This is a genomic window from Bradyrhizobium sp. USDA 3315 (genome assembly GCF_054056795.1).
Window position 1 is genome coordinate 1,239,085 of sequence record NZ_JBSRYP010000001.1, and the last position, 17,039, is coordinate 1,256,123.

Sequence of the window (17,039 nt, forward strand, 5' to 3'; positions counted from 1 at the left end):
AGGATTGAGCGTTCGGCCAATCTGATCCAAGAATAGTGGCCATGACAAAAGGCCATTCATCACTTCAGGTGAGCGGCATTCACCCATTGGATGCCCCGGATCCGCGGGTGATCCCGCCGCTGCCGGCGCTGCTCGCCTTCGAGCGTGCGGCCACCCAGCTCAGCTTCCGGCGCGCCGCGCGAGACCTGTCGCTGAGCCCGTCGGCAATCAGCCACCAGATCCGCGGACTGGAAGAGCAGTTCGGCACCAAGCTGTTCGTCCGCGGCGCGCGCCAGGTGCGGTTGACCGACGACGGCGAGCGCTACCTTGCAAAAGTGTCGGCCGCGTTGGCGACACTGCAGGAGGCGAGCCGTGACATGCTGCGGCGACGCGGTGAGGCCGGCAGCGAGCTCTGGATCAGCTCATTGCCGTTCTTCACCAGCGCCGTGCTGCTGCCGGCGCTTCCGGAGTTCAAGCTGCGCCATCCGCAACTGACGCTACGGATCGAGGCCACCCACCAATATGCCGACTTCAACGGGTCGCGCGTCGATGTCGCGATCCGCTACGGGCGGGAACACGCCGCCGGACTGAAGGTCGAGCCGCTGGTGCAGGTCAAAGGAATGCCGGTCTGCACGCCGGCGCTGGTCAAGGCAGGTCTTCGGACCCCAGCGGACCTGTCGCGCGAGGTACTGATCCATGTCACGACGCAGCCGCGGGCGTGGCCGGCCTGGCTGAGGGAGGCCGGGCTGCCGAATCTCGCTCCGCGCGGACATCTGTGGCTCGACAGCGTGCCGGCGATGCTGGAGGCCGCCGAACACGGGCTCGGCGTCGCGATTGCGATCGCGCCGCTGATCAAGGCGCGGCCGGGCTTCGGCAAGCGGCTGGTGGCGCCGTTTGCGTTCGAGGCGGCGCACAGTGAGACGATTTACCTGGTCTCCCGCACCGAGCAGGCGCGGGACCGCCGCATCGCTGCGGTGCGGCGCTGGATCACGGACGCCGTGGCGCGCGCGAGCTAGGCCGTGGCGGACGCCGGCTCGGCCAGGATGCACCGTGCCAGGCGGCCGGGAGCGACCTGCACACTCGGTGGCAGGCTCTCGCTGCAGCGCGGCTCAGCGAACTTGCAGCGCGGTGCAAAGGAGCAACTGGCCGGCGCATGATCGAGCGAGGGCGGGGTGCCCGGAATGGTTTCCAGCCGCTGGCCGCGCATCGCGCCGTGAATGGTCGAGGCCAGCAGGCCCTTGGCATAGGGATGCACCGGCGAGCGCACGATGTCGCGCAAGGCGCCCTGCTCCACGATCTGGCCGGCATACATCACCGCGACCCGATCGCAGATCTCGATCGCGACACCAATGTCGTGGGTGACGAAGATGACCGACATGCCGAACTCGCGCTGTAGCTCGCGCAGCAGCAGCAGGATCTGGATCTGGACGGTGGCATCGAGCGCCGTGGTCGGCTCGTCCGCGAGCAGGATCTTCGGCTTGCAGGCCAGCGCCAGCGCGATCATCGCACGCTGGCGCATGCCGCCCGACATTTCGTGCGGATAGGAGTCCAGCCGCCGCTTCGCGGAGGGGATCCGCACCACCTCGAGCATTTCGAGCGCGCGGGCCGTGGCCTCGCGCTCGCTCTTGCCCTCGTGGCGCATCACCGTCTCCGCGATCTGGCGGCCGATGGTGTAGACCGGATCGAGCGCCAGCGCCGGCTCCTGGAAGATCATCGAGACGGTCTGGCCGCGGAATGCGGACAGCGCCTCGTCGTCCATCGCCAGCACCTCCTGGCCCAGCACCTTGACGCTGCCGGAGATCTGCGTGCGTTTCTTCGGCAACAGCCGCATCAACGCGCGCAGCGTCACGCTCTTGCCCGAGCCGGACTCGCCGAGCAGCCCCAACACCTCGCCCTCGCCGAGCGACAGGCTGAGATCGTTCACGGCATGGACCGTGCGATCGCCGGTGAAGCGGATGTTGAGGTTGTTGATCTCGACGAGGTTGGTCATGCGAGCTTGGGCACCCTGGCGTGAAAATCGGTGGCGCGCTGGAACGCGGCGCCGATCCGAAGCAGAACCGCTTCCTCGAAGGAGCGGCCGATCAGCTGCATGCCGACCGGCAGACCCGTCTTCGTGAAGCCGGAGGGAATCGAGAGCGACGGCAGGCCGAGATAGTTGACCGGGCGGGTGAAGCGCGTCAGCCGCTGCAGCACCGCGTCGGCGCCCGGACCATTGCCGACATCACTCTCGGCAATCGTGGGCGCCGGCACCGGCGACGACGGCGCGATCACCGCATCGACCCCGTTGACCGCCGCGTTGTGCGCGGCGAGCGCGGGACCACGCCAGCGCATCGCCTCGAGATAGGTGACCGCCGGAGTGGTCAGGCCGTTCTGCAGCCGCATCAGGACCTGCGCGCCGTAATCCTGCGGCCGCTCGATCATCCAGCGCTTGTGGAAGGCGGCAGCCTCGACCGCGAGCACCAGCTGCGATGCCGAAGAGAGCTGGCGCTGATCGGGCAGCTCGACCTTGACGATCTCGGCGCCCTCTTTCTTCAAGGTGGCGACGGTCTCGTCGAGGATACGCGCCACCTCAGGGTCGAGGTCGTCGACATAGAACGCCGTCGGCACGCCGATCTTCAGGCCCTTCAGCGACTGTTTGGTCGCGGCCATATAGTCCGGGACCGGCTGCGTCGACGCCGTCAGATCCTCGGGGTCGGCGCCGGCCATCAGGCCGAGCAGCAGCGCGCAGTCCTCCGCGGTCTGCGCCAGCGGACCGACGGTATCGAGCGACTGCGACAGCGGCATCGCACCGGCGCGGCTGATGCGGCCGACCGTCGTCTTCAGGCCGGTGACGCCGGAGAAATGCGCCGGCATGCGCACCGAGCCACCGGTGTCGGAGCCGAGCGCCGCGAAGGTGAGCCGCGCTGCAACCGCCGAACCCGAGCCCGACGAGGAGCCGCCGGTGATGTGCTCGGTGTTCCAGGGATTGCGCACCGCGCCGTAATGCACGTTGTGGCCGGTCGGCCCATAGGCGAACTCGACCATCTGCAACGAGCCGAGCCGGACCTGTCCGGCATCCTTCAGCCGCTGCAGGGCGGTCGCAGTCGTCTTCGGCACGAAGTCGCGGCGTATCAGCGAGCCGCAGGTCACGACCTTGCCGGCGTCGTAGTACATGTCCTTGTGCGCCAGCGGCACGCCATGCAGCACACCGCGACTATTGCCCTTGGCGAGCGCGGCATCGGCCTCGGTGGCGGCGGCCAGCGCCTGCTCGGATTCGATCGCCATATAGGCGTTGAGGCGCGGCTGCCATTCCGCAACGCGATGCAGCACGGCGCGCGTCACCTCATGCGAGGAAACTTTCTTGTCGGCGATCGCCTTGGCGACCGCGGTCAGCGTCATCAGGGCCGGATCAGAACTCATTTCGACACCTTCTCGATCTTCTGCGCGATCTGCGCCAGCAGGAAGCTCGCGGGTTCGAGATCGAAGGGCAGCGTACCGGAGATCGGTGCGAAGCCGTCGAATGCCGGCCCGATCGAATTGGCGATCCGGGTGGCGACTTCGTCGTCGGCGGGCACGTCGGCGACGTGCGCGATCACCTTGACATCCTTGGGAGTAGGTCTGGTCATGCCGCGTTTTCTCCTTTTGCTTTTGTCGGCGCGCGGCTGTGCCCCGAGCCAGGAATGGCCATGTAGCACGCCGCTTGATGGCTCATTGTATCGAGATCGCTGAGTTTTGGCGTGTCGTTTGCGCAGAGCGGCTCCGCAAACGGGCAACGGGTGTGAAACCGGCAGCCCGGCGGCGGATCGATCGGATTGGGCGGATCGCCCGAGATCGGCGGCACCTCGGTGCGCTTGTCGGGATCGGATGACGGCATCGCCGCCAGCAGCGCGCGGGTATAGGGATGCGCCGGCGCGTCCCAGACCGCATCGACCGGGCCGAGTTCGACGACCTCGCCGAGATACATCACCAGCACGCGGTCGGAGATGTAGCGGACGACGTTGAGATCGTGGCTGATGAACAGATAGGTCAGGCCGAATTCCCGCTTCAGGTCAGCGAGCAGATTGAGCACCTGCGCCTCGACCGATTTATCCAGCGCGGAAACCGCTTCATCGAGGATCACGAGCCGCGGCGACAGCGCGAGCGCACGCGCGATATTGACGCGCTGCCGCTGGCCGCCGGACACTTCGTGCGGATAGCGGTTGGCGAAAATCTCCGGCCGCAGGCCGACCTTGCCGAGCAATTCGCGCGCCAGCGTCCGCGCCGTGTCGTCGGCCATGCCGTGGACCTTTGGCCCGAAGGCGATCGATTCCTCGATGGTGAGGCGCGGATTGAGCGAGGCGTAGCTGTCCTGGAACACCATCTGCACGCCGCGCCGCAAATCGCGCAGCGAGAGCGACGGACCGACCTGCCGGCCGTCATAGATGATATCGCCGGCATCGCGTGCCATCAGGTGCATCAACAGCCGCGCCGTAGTCGACTTGCCGCAGCCGGATTCGCCGACGATGCCGACGGTCTCGCCCTTCATGACCGCGAAGGTGACGTCGTCGACGGCGCGCACGGTCTTGCGCGGGCTGAACAGGCCGCCGCGCACCGGGAAGTGCTTGGTCAGTCCCTTGACCTGCAGCAGCGGCTGCGCGGCGCCGCCGATGTCGGCGACCGGCTCCAGCATATCGACGGAGAGATTGGCGTCGCTCATGCTCTAATTCCTGATGTCCATGGCGCTGCGCATGCCGTCGCTGAGCAGATTGAAGCAGATCGAGACCGCGAAGATCATCGCGCCCGGCAGCGCCGCGACCCACGGATTGACGTAGATCGCAGTACGCAGCGTGTTCAGCATCAAGCCCCATTCCGGCTCCGGCGGCTTGGTGCCGAGCCCGAGGAACGACAGACCGGCCGCGAGGATCATCGACACCGAGATCAGGCCGGTGGCGTAGACGAAGATCGGGCCGAGCACATTGCCGAGCATGTGGACGCGCATGATGGTGAAGGGCCCGGCGCCGGACGCGCGCGCCGCCTCGACGAAATCCATGTTGCGGACGCCGGTGGTGACGCTTTCGGCGACGCGGGTGATCTGCGGCACGAACACAATGGTCAGCGACACGATCGAATTGGTGATGCCGGCGCCGAGCGCGCCCGAGATCGCAATCGCCAGCAGCACCGAAGGAAAGGCGTAGAACACGTCGACGGTGCGCATGATCGCGGTGTTGAGCTTGCCGCCGACATAGCCGGCGACGAGGCCGAGCGAGGTGCCGATCACGAACGCGAAGATCACCGGCAGGATGCCGATGACCAGCGACAGCCGTCCGCCATAGATCAGCCGCGCCAGCATGTCGCGACCGAGCTCGTCGGTACCGAGCGGATAGCCCGGCGTGCCGATATGGCGCAGGCGGCGGATCATCGAGCCCTGATAGGGATCCGCAAGATGCAGCCACGGCGCCAGCAGCGCGGAGGCAAAGATCAGCACCAGGATGATGGCGCAGGCCATGCTGACCTTGTCGCGCCTGATACGGCGGGCAACCGTCGCCCAATAGCCGCGCGCCTTGGTGGTCGGGGCAGCCTGCAACGCAGTATCGCTCATCGCGCTCATGCTCTAGCTCCGCTTGATGCGCGGATCGATCGCGGCCTGCGCGATGTCGACCAGGAGGTTAAGCAGCACGAAGAACAGCGCCAGCACCAGGATCGTGCCCTGCAGCAGCGGCAGATCGCGCTGGAAGATCGCCGAGTTCAACAGCAGGCCCGAACCCGGCCAGGAGAACACGGTCTCGATCAGGATCGAGCCGCCCAGCATGTAGCCAAGCTGCAGGCCCATCACCGCGAGCGCGGTCGGCGCCGCATTCTTGATGACGTGGCGGAACACATCCGTCTCGCGCAGGCCTTTTGCGCGCAGCGCCTCGACGAAATCCTGGCTCAGGATGTCGCCGGTCAGCGCGCGCACCGTGCGGGTGACGATGCCCATCGGGATCACCGAGGTGGTGATCGCCGGCAGAACCAGATAACGCAGATGCTCCCAGTCCCACGCCCAGGCGCCGGAGCCGCCGGGACCTGCGCCGACGGCGGGCAGCCAGTTGAGCTGCACCGAGAAGATGATGACCAGCACCATGCCGAGCCAATAATGCGGCAGCGACACGCCGGCTATTGCCACCGAGGTCGCGACCTTGTCGACCCAGGTGTCGCGGAAATAGCCGGCGATCAGGCCGAACAGCAGGCCGAGCGTAAAGCCGATCATCGCGGCCGCGATCGCCAGCATCACGGTGTTGCCGACGGCGCGCATCACCTCGGTCAGGACGGGCCGCCCGGTTGCGATCGAATTGCCGAGATCGCCATGGATCGCGCGCCACAGCCACAGGCCGAATTGCACCGGCAACGGGCGATCGAAGCCGTAGGCCGTGCGCAATTGGGCGGCGAGCTCCTGCGAGGCATCGGCGGGCAGCACCGCGACCAGGGGGTCGCCGGGCGTGATGTGCACCAAGAGGAAGCACACCAGCGCCACGCTGAGCACGATCGGAATGACGTAGACGATCCGTCTGGACGTATAGGCGAACACGTTGCGTTCTTTCTTCCTTCTCCCCTTGTGGAAGAAGGTGGCGCGCCGAGCGCGCCGGATGAGGGTTTCTATCCGCGGATACAATCATTTCATCTCAGGGAGGCGTGTCCGCGGAGACAACCCCTCACCCGGCTTCGCTCTCGCGAAGCCACCCTCTCCCACAAGGGGAGAGGGTGCACCTATTGCGCGACTAGCGCCTCACGGCGCGACCGTGACCGGCGAGAAGTCGACGAACCAGCTCTTCGGCTGCACAAAGCCCTTGATCTTCGGGCTCATCGCGCGCGGTGCGACGTCGTGGGCGACATAGAGGAAGGCCGCGTCGTCGACCGAGGCCGCATGCAGCTCGGCCAGCGCGGCGTCGCGCGCCGCCGGCTCGAAGGTCTGGCGGGCCTTCTTCACCAGCTCGTCGAACTTCGGGTTGTTGTTGAAGCCCCAATTGTTCGATACCGGCGGCGCCATGCCCGACTGCAGGAAGCGCACCAGCGCGAAGAACGGATCCATCGCCGCATAGGTGACGTTGATGGCGTTCGAGCCGTTGGCGGTCGGATCCTTGGTGCCGCGCCGCCAATTGGTGAACAGCGTATTCCACTCGATGACGTCGAGCTGCACATCGAAGTAGCACTCGGCCAACGCCTGTTGCAGATACTCGTTCATCGGCAGCGGCAGCATCTGGCCCGAGCCCGATGCCGAGGTCTGGATCTTGACCGTCAGCTTCTTGTTCGGACCGAAGCCCGCCTCCTGCATCAGCTTCTGCGCGGCCGGCTTGTCGTACTTGATCTGGAAGGTCGGGTTGCCGCGCCAGGGATGGCCGGGCTCGAACGTGCCGGTGGCCGGCACCATCAGGCCGGCAAGCAGGCCGTCACGCAGCCCTTCGCGATCGATGCAGAGATTGGCCGCCTTGCGGACGCGGATGTCGTTCCAAGGCGAGCCCTCGACGCGCGAGAACTGCCACGGCCAGACATGCGGCTCCTCGTTGGAATAGAGGTTGAAGCCACGCTGCTTGATCTCGGGCAGCGCGTCCGGCGCCGGCGCCTCGATCCAGTTGACCTGCCCCGACAGCAGCGCCGCCGTCCTGGCATTGGCCTCCGGCATCGGCAACAGCACCATCTTGTCAGCCTTCGGCACCCGTGCCTTGTCCCAGTAGTTCTCGTTCTTCACCAGCTCGAGCCGTTCGCGCGGGGTGAAGCTCGACATCTTCCAGGGGCCGGTGCCCGCCGCGTCCTTGGCGAACGCGGCCCACGCGGCCTGCGACTTCGCCTTGGCGTCGGCGCCTTCGGCCTTGTCGTAGAATTTCTGCCACTTGGCCGGGCTCGCCATGAACAAATTGGTGAGGTTGATCGGCAGGAAGCTGTCCGGCTCCTTGGTGGTCAGCTCCACCGTCATGTCGTCGATCTTGCGCGCCGAGACCAGCGTCGGCATGCGCGAGGCGGTGACGCCGACCTGGCTCGCATCGTATTGCGGCGCGTCCTGCTTCAAGACCTTGTCGACGTTCCAGACCACGGCGTCGGCATTGAACGGCGAGCCGTCATGAAAGGTGACGCCGGAGCGCAGCTTGAAAATCCACTTGGTCTTGTCGGCATCGTCGACCTTCCACTCGGTCGCAAGGCCGGGGATCATCGCGCTCGCCTTGTCCGACGACGACAGGTCCCACATCGTCAGCGCGTCATACATCGTAAGCCCAGTGAAGCGATTGCCCTCAAAGCCCTGGTCGGGCTGACCGAGCGTGCGCGGAATATCGGCAGCGGTCATGCCAATGCGCAGCACAGTCTCGGCGCTGGCGATCGCCGGCACGCCTGTGGCTATCGCAAGCGCCAGCATGATCGCCGTCGCATTGGTTTTCCTGTTACGCATCTGAGCAGCCCCTTCGAGTCTGGTGACGTTTTGGTGATTATTTCTTGGGCAAGCGTATGCAATGCCTGTGCCAAGGGGAATAGTTCATCAGCAAATAACCGCCGGGCGCGTCATTTCTTCCCACCTCGGGCCCGAACGGAGCGAAGATGCCTATTCTGGCATCATGCTTGCAGGATTTGGCTCCAACGTCTTTCCAACGGAGCCTTCATATGCGTGCGCGCAATTCGATCCTGATGGCGGCAATGGCGCTTGCCTTGACCGCGGGCTGGCCGGCCATGTCGGCGCAAGCCGAGTCCATTGTGCGCTACGGCATTTCGATGGCCGACATTCCGCTGACCACCGGCCAGCCCGATCGCGGCGCCGGCGCCTATCAGTTCACCGCCTACACGATCTACGATCCGCTGGTTGCCTGGGAGATGGATGTTGCCGACCGGCCGGGCAAGCTGGTGCCCGGGCTTGCGACCGAATGGAAGGTCGACGACAACGACAAGACCAAATGGCGCTTCACGCTGCGCAAGGGCGTCAAATTCCACGACGGCAGCGACTTCAATGCCGACGCGGTGATCTGGAATCTCGACAAGGTGCTGAACGACAAGGCACCGCAGTTCGACAAGCGGCAGAGCGCGCAGGTCAAGACCCGCCTGCCTTCGGTTGCGAGCTACGCCAAGGTCGACGATTTCACCATCGAGATCACCACCAAGACGGTCGACTCCTTCTTCCCCTATCAGATGCTCTGGTTCCTGGTCTCGAGCCCCGCGCAATATGAAAAGCTCGGCAAGGACTGGGACAAGTTCGCCAGTCAGCCCTCCGGCACCGGTCCGTTCAAGTTGACCAAGCTGGTGCCGCGCGAGCTCGCCGAACTGACGAAGAACCCGGACTATTGGGACAAGAAGCGGCTTGCGAAGGTCGACAAGATGATCCTGATTCCGATGCCGGAGGCGCTGACCCGCACCAACGCGCTGCTGGCCGGCCAGGTCGACCTGATCGAAACGCCGGCGCCCGACGCCGTGCCGCAGCTCAAGGCCGCCGGCATGAGGATCGTCGACAACGTGACACCGCATGTCTGGAACTATCACTTGAGCGTGCTGCCGGGCTCGCCATGGACCGACATCCGCCTGCGCAAGGCGCTCAACCTCGCGATCGACCGCGACGCGGTGGTTGGCCTGATGAACGGCCTCGCCAAGCCCGCCAAGGGCCAGGTCGATCCGTCGAGCCCGTGGTTCGGTGAGCCGACGTTCGAACTGAAATACGATCTCGCGGCCGCCAGGAAGCTGGTGGAGGAAGCCGGCTATTCGAAGGACAAGCCGCTGAAGACGACTTTCATCATCGCCCAGGGCGGCACCGGGCAGATGCTGTCGCTGCCGATGAACGAGTTCCTGCAGCAGAGCTTCAAGGAGATCGGCATCGACATCGACTTCAAGGTGGTCGAGCTCGAGACATTATATACGCACTGGCGCAAGGGCGCGGCGGACGAGATGAATGCCGGCATCACCGCTAACAACATCGCCTATGTCACGTCGGATCCGCTCTACGCCATCGTTCGGTTCTTCCACTCCGGCCAAGCGGCGCCGGTCGGCGTCAACTGGGGCGGCTACAAGAACCCGAAGGTCGATGCGTTGATCGACGAGGCCAAGCAGACCTTCGATTCCGCCAAACAGGATGCGCTGCTGGCGCAGGCACACGCGCTGATCGTCGACGATGCCGCGCTGGTGTGGGTGGTGCACGACACCAATCCGCACGCGCTGTCGCCGAAGGTGAAGACCTTCGTGCAGGCGCAGCACTGGTTCCAGGATCTGACCCAGATCGGGCTGGAATAGACATTCCATCGTCGTCCCGGCCTAGCGCGCAACTGCGCACGGGAGCCGGGACCCATACGCCGCGGCCGCCGCAATGGGCACGCGGCGAGACGATCTTCCGTCAACGACCATTCGTGGTTATGGGTCCCAGCCTTCACCGGGACGACAGCGGGCTTGCGTCGGCTATTTCGTCGTCAACGCGAATGCGCCGTTCCAGTCGTCGGGCGGCGGCTCCTTCTGGAAGGCGTGGATGCGCGCCTCGTAGAGGCGGTAGAGATATTGCAGCGTCTGCGCGTCGTCGGTCTTGCGGCCGCGTTCGATCGCGGCGAGCGCGCCGTCCCAATCGCGGCTGCGGTAGCAGGCGAGCATCTCGATGGTCAGGTTGCGCAGCCGCTGGAAGCGGCCGGAGCTCGCGACATCCTCGCGGCCGGCAATCGCATAGATCACCTCGGGCTCCTTCTTGCCCTTGACCATGATGAAGTCGAGCTCGAGGATCGCAAACTTCTCCTTCACCGCGAGCGCGGTCTTCGATCCCACGATGATCGGGAAGCCGTACTCCTTGGACTGTCCCTCGAGCCGCGAGGCCAGATTGACGCTGTCGCCGAACACCGAATAGTCGAAGCGCACATCGGAGCCCATATTGCCGACCACGCAGGAGCCGGTGTTGAGACCGACACCGATGTTGAGCGGCACATAGACGTGGCCGCCGTCCTTCGCTTCCTGCTCGCGCTCCCGGTTGAGGTCGTCGACGCGCTCCAGCATGTCGAGCGCCGCATCGCAGGCGTTGAGCTGGTGCTGCTTGTCATCGAGCGGCGCGTTCCAGAACGCCATGATGGCGTCGCCCATATATTTGTCGATGGTGCCCTTGCGGGCGAGGATTGCGTTGGAAAGCGGAGTAAGGAAGCGGTTCATCAGCGCCGTAAGGCCCTGCGGATTGCTCTTGTAGGTTTCCGAGATCGAGGTGAAACCGCGCATGTCCGAGAACATGATGGTCATCTCGCGTTCCTCGCCGCCGAGCACCAGCCGCTCCGGCGACTGCGCCAGCTGCTCGACCAGCGCGGGCGACATGTACTGCACGAATTGCGACCTGATCTGTCGACGCTGCTGCTGCTCGCGCACGAAGGCGGAGAAGATCAGCGTGAGATAGATCGCCGTGGTCGACATCAGCGGATAGGTGAAGTCGATCAGCAGCCGGTGCTGGGAATAGAAGTACCAGGACGTGCCGATCAGCACCGAGGCAAACATTCCGCCGACGGCGACCAGCGTGATCGGACCGAACTTCGGCGCGAAGGCGATCACCAGGAGCCCCATGATCAGTGCGGCGAAGAACTCGATGCCGATGCCGTAATTCGGCTGCGAAACGACATCGCCGGTCAACGCGCTCTCCAGCACCTGGGCATGGACCTCGACACCGGGCATCGCCGGCGTCACCGGCGTCGTCTTGATGTCGTTCAGCCCGGTTGCTGAGGTGCCGATCACGATCAGCTTGCCGGCAATTCGGTCCGGTGAGACGCGCCCGTCCAGCACATCGACCGCCGAGACATAGATCGAGGGATCGCGGCGGGCGTAGTGGATCCAGAGTTGGCCGTGGAGATCGGTCGGGATCGCAAAGCCCTTGAGACCCAGGCTCTTGATACCGGCCTTGTCGGCCTTGATCAGGATCGTGCCGGAGCCGCTCGCCACCCGCAGCATCTCGAAGCTCAGCGACGGCATGGTGATGCCCTGCGCCACCATGATCATCGGCACGCGCCTGACGATGCCGTCGCGCTCCGGCCTGATCGTGAACAGGCCGCGCCCGGCAGCCGCCTCCTCGAGCACCGGCACGTTGCGCAGCAGCCCCGGGAACATGTACATGAAAGGCTGCGGCTCCTCACCGAGCATCGCAAGTCCGGTGACCGGAAGCTTTTCGTTGAGGTCGGCGCGCACGTTGGGCCCGCCGGATTCGCCGAGCACCACGCGCGAGTTCTTGATGGCCTCGGCCATGATGCTGTCGTTGCTCGGCAGTTGCCGCAGCCTGGCGCGCATCTCCTCATCGAGGCTGCTGAACGTATCGGCGGCGATATCGGGGTTGAGACGATCCGGCTCGGAGAACACCGCGTCGAACGCGATCACCACGGCGCCGAGCCGGGTGAGATTGGTGACGATGTCGGCGAGCCGGGTCCGTGGCCACGGCCACTGTCCGAGCCGGGGATCGGCGAGGCTCTTTTCGTCGATGTCGACGATGGTGACGGGCCGCGCGGTCTTCTGGCGCGGTTGCAGCGCCTGGAATGTGTCAAACGTCCTGACGCGAAGCTCCTGAACCGGAGCCGGATCCACGATCCGCAGCGCAGCAATGCCGATCAACAGCGCCACGCAGACCAGCCGCGCGTAGCCGAAGCGCCGTGCGAACCACCTACGTATCGCCTTCAGCCGTTTCATGCCATCTGGATATCACGCGCGCAGAATTGTTCCAATCGAGCAAGCATGCGCAGTGCACAATCAGCCGGACCAGCCCCCCGGCGGCACGGCCGGGCGTCCGTCACGTAAAATGAATAATGAAGTCGTTCTGGGACAGGCTCGCCTTCGCGACATTGTGCAATGTGATCGTGTCTGCGCTGTCGATCGTGATCAGCGTGTCCGCTGAATTGGTCGGCGATGTCGCAACATGCTGATCGAACCAGGTGCTGAAGGTGCTTGCCGAGACGACCGTGGACAGGTCGATCTGGTCCTCGCCTGGCGTGAAGTTCAGGATCGTGTCGTGGTTGAAGTTCGGCGCAAACACGAACTTGTCCTGATAACCCGACCCGAAGAACACGTCCTTGTCGCTGGTCCCGGTCAGAATCACGGGCTCGGGCCGGTCCTGTTGGACGTTGAAGATCAGGTTGACCGTATCGGTTGCGCCATGGCCATCGGTCACGGAGAGCGCGATCGTGTCGGTCGCTGGAGCTGTCTGGCCGGGGTTGTAAATGAGGCCCGGCGATCCAAGCGCGGTGTTGATGCTGGAGAGAAGCCCCTCCTGCGACGAAGGTGCAACGCTGCTGCCCGCACCGGGCGTCGTCGCCGCGGCCATGGTGAAAGTCTCGTCGGCCGTCGCATCGGCGTCCGTCACGGTCAGGCCGGAGATCGTCTCGGTCCCGTTGGGATGTTCGGTGATACTGACGTTGTCGGTGTGGATCACGGGCGCGTCGTTGGCGCCGATCACGTCGATCGTCAGCTTCGCGGTCCCGACGGCGCCATGCGCGTCGATCGTCTCCACATCGAACGTGTCGGCATAGGTGCCCTTGCCCAACGCGTTGATCGCGGCAGCATCGGGAACATAGCTGTAGGTGCCGTCCGGGTTGACGGTAAGCGAGCCGTAGAGGCCCGCGATCTGCGTGACCGCAGTGTGGTCCGAATTGAGCGCGGCATAAGTCAGCGTCGCGGTTTCGCCATGGTCGACGTCGTTGCCATGGAGCGTGCCGGTCAGCGTGCCGAACGTGTCGTTATCGGCGGTATCGGTGAGCGTGCCGGCATTGACGTCGGCGAGTATCGGCGCGTCGTTGGCGCCGTTGATCGTGATCGTCACAGGCTCGTTGATGATGCCGCCATGGTGGTCGTCGATCTGGATCGTGTAGGTCAGCGTCAGCGTCTCGCCGAGGGCGAGATAGTCGAAATTCTGGTCCGCGGCCGAGAACGTCCAGGTCGACGATCCGATTGAACCGCCGGTCCCGTCCGTCAACGTCCCCAGCGACAGCCAGTTCAGGATCGTGGCCTCGTCGGGCAGGCCCGTCGTCGCCCCGGATTCGGCGACGCCGGTGATGGTCATGGTGTGGGTGTCGCTGAGATCCACATCGGTGAAGGTCACGGTGCCGGATGCGCTGTCCAGCGTCGATGAACCGGTCGTATCGGGTTGTTCGGGGATGATGGCCGCCTGAGGTGCCGACGTGACGATCGGCGCGTCATTGCTGCCGGTAATCGTGATCGTCACCGGTTGGCTGATCACGCCGCCATGATGGTCTTTGACCTCGACCGTATAGGTCAGCGTCAGTGTCTCACCGTCGGCAAGATAATCGAAATTGCGGTCGGCGGCCGAGAAGGTCCAGGCCTGGGATCCGGCGACCCCGCCGGTCGAATCGGTCAGCGTCCCCAGCGAGAGCCAGTTCAGAATCGTGGACTCGTCCTCAGGCAGGCCTGTGGTCGTTCCGGATTCCGCGACGCCGGTGATGGACACGATGTGGGTGTCGCTGAGATCGACGTCGGCAAATGTCACCGCGCCCTGGGCCACGTCGAGCTTGATCGATCCGGTCTCGCCGATCATCTCGGGGACCGTGGCGGTCGGCGGCTCCGACGTGAACGTCGGCGCGTCGTTGGTGCCCGTGATGGTGATGGTGACGGGCTGGGTGACGACGCCGCCGTGATGGTCGTCGACCTGGATCAGGTAAGTCAGCGTCAACGTCTCACCGACGGCGAGATAGTCGAAATTTCTGTCGGCGGCCGAGAAGGTCCAGGCGCGCGATCCGGTTACGCCGCCGGTCGAATCCGTCAGCGTGCCGAGCGACATCCAGCCCAGTATCGTCGCCTGATCGGGAAGCCCCGTGGTAACGCCCGTTTCGGTGACGCCGGCAACGGTGACGCTGTGGGTGTCGCTGAGATCGACATCGACGAAGGTCACGGTACCGGATGCGGTATCCGGCACGACCGAGCCGGTCGTCTCCTCGGCTTCAGTGATGGCGGCCGCCTGGGTCGGCGAGGTGATCACCGGCCTGTCGTCGGTGCCGACGATCGTGATGGTGACCGGCAGCGTGACGACGCCGCCCTGATGGTCGTCGATCTCGACCGTGTAGGTCAGCGTCAGCGTCTCGCCGGTGGCGAGATAGTCGAAGCTCCTGTCGGCGGCCGAGAACGTCCAGGAGCGCAATCCCGTCACGCCATCGGTCGAATCCGTCAGCGCGCCCAACGACAGCCAGCTCAGCACGGTGGCATGGCTGGCAAGTCCGGTGGTGACGCCGGCCTCGGTGACGCCGGTGATGGTGACCGTATGCGTGTCGGTCAGATCCGCATCGGTAAATGTCAGCGTGCCGTGCGCCGTATCAGGCTGGGCGGAATTCGTCGTTGCTGGGAGTTCGGTGATCGAACCGGCCTGCGCCGAGGACGTCACCACCGGGGAGTCGTTGGTGCCGGTGATCGTGATCGTGAAGGTCTTGAACGTGGTCTCGTTGTTCGGTGCGAAATTGTTATCGACGCGCGCGACATAGGCCAGCGTCAGCGTTTCTCCGGCAGCCAGGAAGTCGAACGCGCTGTCGGCAAGGTTGTAGGTCCAGGTCGCCGAACCGGCATTCTTGTTGTTCGGATCGGGCTCGAGCAGCAACGGGATCTCGACGGTCTTGATGGCCGCAAGCTGCGCTGCCGTCAGCGATGAGGTCACGTCGCTGCCGTTGGCGTCCCGGTAGCTGAACGCGGAATAGTCGACCTTCGCACTCGGTATGTCACCGACATTGAGGTCCAGCCATTTGATCTGGCCCGTCGCGGTGTCGAACAGCCCGCTTTGGGTCAGCCCCGGCCGCTCGGTAAACGCCGCGTCCTGGGTCACGACCTGCGGCGGCCCCGGGATGTGCTCGATCCTGCTGTTGGGAACGCCGCCGGCCTGAGGGCCGGTCGTGTTGACGAAGGTCAGCAGAATGATGATCGGCGCGCCACTGTCGCTGCTGGTGAGCTTGAAGCTGCTCGAGACCGGGACGACGCTGTCCGTGAAGTTGGTGGTGAGCTTGGTGTTGGGATTGTTGTTGTCCGTGAACTTCAGCGCAAAGACGTCGGAGATCAGCTTCTGCGCATCGGTCGACAGTTGCGCCGACGAGACGAAGCTGACGCTGCCCTGGCCGTTGACAATGGTCTGGGTGCCGGCCTGATCGACGGTCGCGATCGGATTGAGCGTCGTCTTGTCGAACAGGATGTAGGAGCCGGTGCTGCCATCGGGCTCGACCAGCACCTGGAATTTGGCCGGCGGCACGCCGCCGGTGCCCTGCACGTCGAAATCGATCTCGACCAGCACCGCGGTGCCGCGGATGCCCATGGTCGCGACCGGCGTATCGACCTTCATGTCGCCGTGCTTGGCGGTCGCGCCGGCCACGAAGGAGATCGTGCCCGAGACCAGACTCATCAGCGACGTATTGCTCGACCCGTTCGGGTCGTAGATCATTTCGTTCAGCACCATCTTGGCGTTCGGTCCGAGACCGAACACGGTGCCGTCGATGAAGGTGATGCCGAGCGTCGAGTCGCCGCCGGACTGCACCACGTCACCCTTGTTGACGTTATCGCCCTGGTTCAGGACGATCGCGACGCCGTTGCGGATTGCCGTGGCGTTCCCGGTCAGCTTGGTGACATGGCCGATGACCTTGGCCGGCTCCGCCGCGCCGCCGGCCTGGGCATATTGGGTGTAGCCGGTGAGTGCGTTGACGAGATCGCCGGTGAGATGCGCGCCGTCAGGCGACGCCAGCGGCGCGCGCTTTTCGCCCTTGAAGTAGTCGTGCAGGACGAGTTCCCGATCGTCCTTCGCGATGACGAGATCGAGCCCGGTCCGCTTGAAGTCGCCGGTGAACAGCAATTGCCCGTCGTCGACGATGATCGCGCCGGGCGGAGCATGCGTGGAAACGCTGTCGACGTGCACGTATCCACGGGCATAAGCGTCCGTGTTCGGCAACAGGCCGTCGAATTTCTCGACAAAGTTCACTGCGGATCACCGCACGAGAGTTAATATTGTTAAAATATCCGAATGATTATGCCTGCATATCATCGGATAAAGCTTGGCGAAACCACTCTGTGCTTGCGCAAGGTGGTCCTGTAGTGCGGTTTGACTGGATGTGACTTGGCTCACGCTGTGAAGAGCCGTGTAGTTCGGATTCGCCTGACGGTACCATAAGGTGGGATTTAAGCCA

At 64.7% G+C, this 17,039-nt stretch carries 11 protein-coding genes; 2 read left to right on the plus strand and 9 right to left on the minus strand.

The window, feature by feature from the left end; all coding sequences use genetic code 11:
* Positions 1-41: 41 nt before the first annotated feature.
* Positions 42-995 (plus strand): LysR substrate-binding domain-containing protein, encoded by a 954-nt coding sequence (locus tag ACVIYL_RS05800; protein ID WP_456777968.1) that lies wholly within the window; start codon positions 42-44, stop codon positions 993-995.
* Here the strand turns inward: ACVIYL_RS05800 and ACVIYL_RS05805 are convergent.
* The 7 genes from ACVIYL_RS05805 to ACVIYL_RS05835 form a co-directional block, all read right to left on the minus strand.
* On the minus strand, positions 992-1,969 hold the full coding sequence (locus tag ACVIYL_RS05805) for an ABC transporter ATP-binding protein (RefSeq protein WP_456777969.1): 978 nt from the start codon (positions 1,967-1,969) through the stop codon (positions 992-994). The two genes, ACVIYL_RS05800 and ACVIYL_RS05805, sit on opposite strands and share 4 nt — an antisense overlap.
* Positions 1,966-3,378 (minus strand): amidase, encoded by a 1,413-nt coding sequence (locus ACVIYL_RS05810; RefSeq protein ID WP_456777970.1) that lies wholly within the window; start codon positions 3,376-3,378, stop codon positions 1,966-1,968. Before ACVIYL_RS05810 ends, ACVIYL_RS05805 begins: the two co-directional genes overlap by 4 nt.
* Complete coding sequence (locus tag ACVIYL_RS05815; protein WP_076832604.1) at positions 3,375-3,584, minus strand: hypothetical protein; 210 nt, start codon at positions 3,582-3,584, stop codon at positions 3,375-3,377. The genes ACVIYL_RS05810 and ACVIYL_RS05815 overlap by 4 nt, the downstream gene beginning before the upstream one ends.
* Positions 3,581-4,654, minus strand: coding sequence for an ABC transporter ATP-binding protein (locus ACVIYL_RS05820; RefSeq protein WP_310880822.1), 1,074 nt, complete (start codon positions 4,652-4,654; stop codon positions 3,581-3,583). Before ACVIYL_RS05820 ends, ACVIYL_RS05815 begins: the two co-directional genes overlap by 4 nt.
* A gap of 3 nt (positions 4,655-4,657) precedes the next feature.
* Positions 4,658-5,545: an ABC transporter permease gene (locus ACVIYL_RS05825; RefSeq protein WP_092089726.1), complete on the minus strand. Its 888-nt coding sequence runs from the start codon at positions 5,543-5,545 to the stop codon at positions 4,658-4,660.
* A 3-nt stretch (positions 5,546-5,548) separates the two neighbouring features.
* The gene (locus tag ACVIYL_RS05830; RefSeq protein WP_310880821.1) at positions 5,549-6,502 is read right to left on the minus strand and encodes an ABC transporter permease; all 954 of its coding nucleotides are present in this window, start codon (positions 6,500-6,502) and stop codon (positions 5,549-5,551) included.
* Between the two features lie 198 nt (positions 6,503-6,700).
* The gene (locus ACVIYL_RS05835) at positions 6,701-8,353 is read right to left on the minus strand and encodes an ABC transporter substrate-binding protein (protein WP_410469766.1); all 1,653 of its coding nucleotides are present in this window, start codon (positions 8,351-8,353) and stop codon (positions 6,701-6,703) included.
* A 209-nt stretch (positions 8,354-8,562) separates the two neighbouring features.
* Here ACVIYL_RS05835 and ACVIYL_RS05840 point away from each other — a divergent pair, with 209 nt between their 5' ends.
* Entirely contained in the window at positions 8,563-10,170 is a 1,608-nt protein-coding gene (locus ACVIYL_RS05840) for an ABC transporter substrate-binding protein (RefSeq protein WP_456777971.1), read from the plus strand.
* Between the two features lie 162 nt (positions 10,171-10,332).
* On the opposite strand, the gene ACVIYL_RS05845 is transcribed toward ACVIYL_RS05840, so the two are convergent.
* On the minus strand, positions 10,333-12,567 hold the full coding sequence (locus tag ACVIYL_RS05845; RefSeq protein ID WP_456777972.1) for a CHASE2 domain-containing protein: 2,235 nt from the start codon (positions 12,565-12,567) through the stop codon (positions 10,333-10,335).
* A 100-nt stretch (positions 12,568-12,667) separates the two neighbouring features.
* Positions 12,668-16,834 carry a VCBS domain-containing protein gene (locus ACVIYL_RS05850; RefSeq protein WP_456777973.1) on the minus strand — a complete coding sequence of 1,389 codons (4,167 nt, stop codon included), beginning with the start codon at positions 16,832-16,834 and terminating at the stop codon, positions 12,668-12,670.
* Between the last annotated feature and the right edge of the window lie 205 nt (positions 16,835-17,039).

Coding starts and splice junctions, on each gene's coding strand:
- ACVIYL_RS05835 (WP_410469766.1), bottom strand. CDS start 8,353: ATGCGTAACAGGAAAACCAATGCGACGGCGATCATGCTGGCGCTTGCG.
- ACVIYL_RS05825 (WP_092089726.1), bottom strand. CDS start 5,545: ATGAGCGCGATGAGCGATACTGCGTTGCAGGCTGCCCCGACCACCAAG.
- ACVIYL_RS05815 (WP_076832604.1), bottom strand. CDS start 3,584: ATGACCAGACCTACTCCCAAGGATGTCAAGGTGATCGCGCACGTCGCC.
- ACVIYL_RS05810 (WP_456777970.1), bottom strand. CDS start 3,378: ATGAGTTCTGATCCGGCCCTGATGACGCTGACCGCGGTCGCCAAGGCG.
- ACVIYL_RS05805 (WP_456777969.1), bottom strand. CDS start 1,969: ATGACCAACCTCGTCGAGATCAACAACCTCAACATCCGCTTCACCGGC.
- ACVIYL_RS05840 (WP_456777971.1), top strand. CDS start 8,563: ATGCGTGCGCGCAATTCGATCCTGATGGCGGCAATGGCGCTTGCCTTG.
- ACVIYL_RS05845 (WP_456777972.1), bottom strand. CDS start 12,567: ATGAAACGGCTGAAGGCGATACGTAGGTGGTTCGCACGGCGCTTCGGC.
- ACVIYL_RS05800 (WP_456777968.1), top strand. CDS start 42: ATGACAAAAGGCCATTCATCACTTCAGGTGAGCGGCATTCACCCATTG.
- ACVIYL_RS05820 (WP_310880822.1), bottom strand. CDS start 4,654: ATGAGCGACGCCAATCTCTCCGTCGATATGCTGGAGCCGGTCGCCGAC.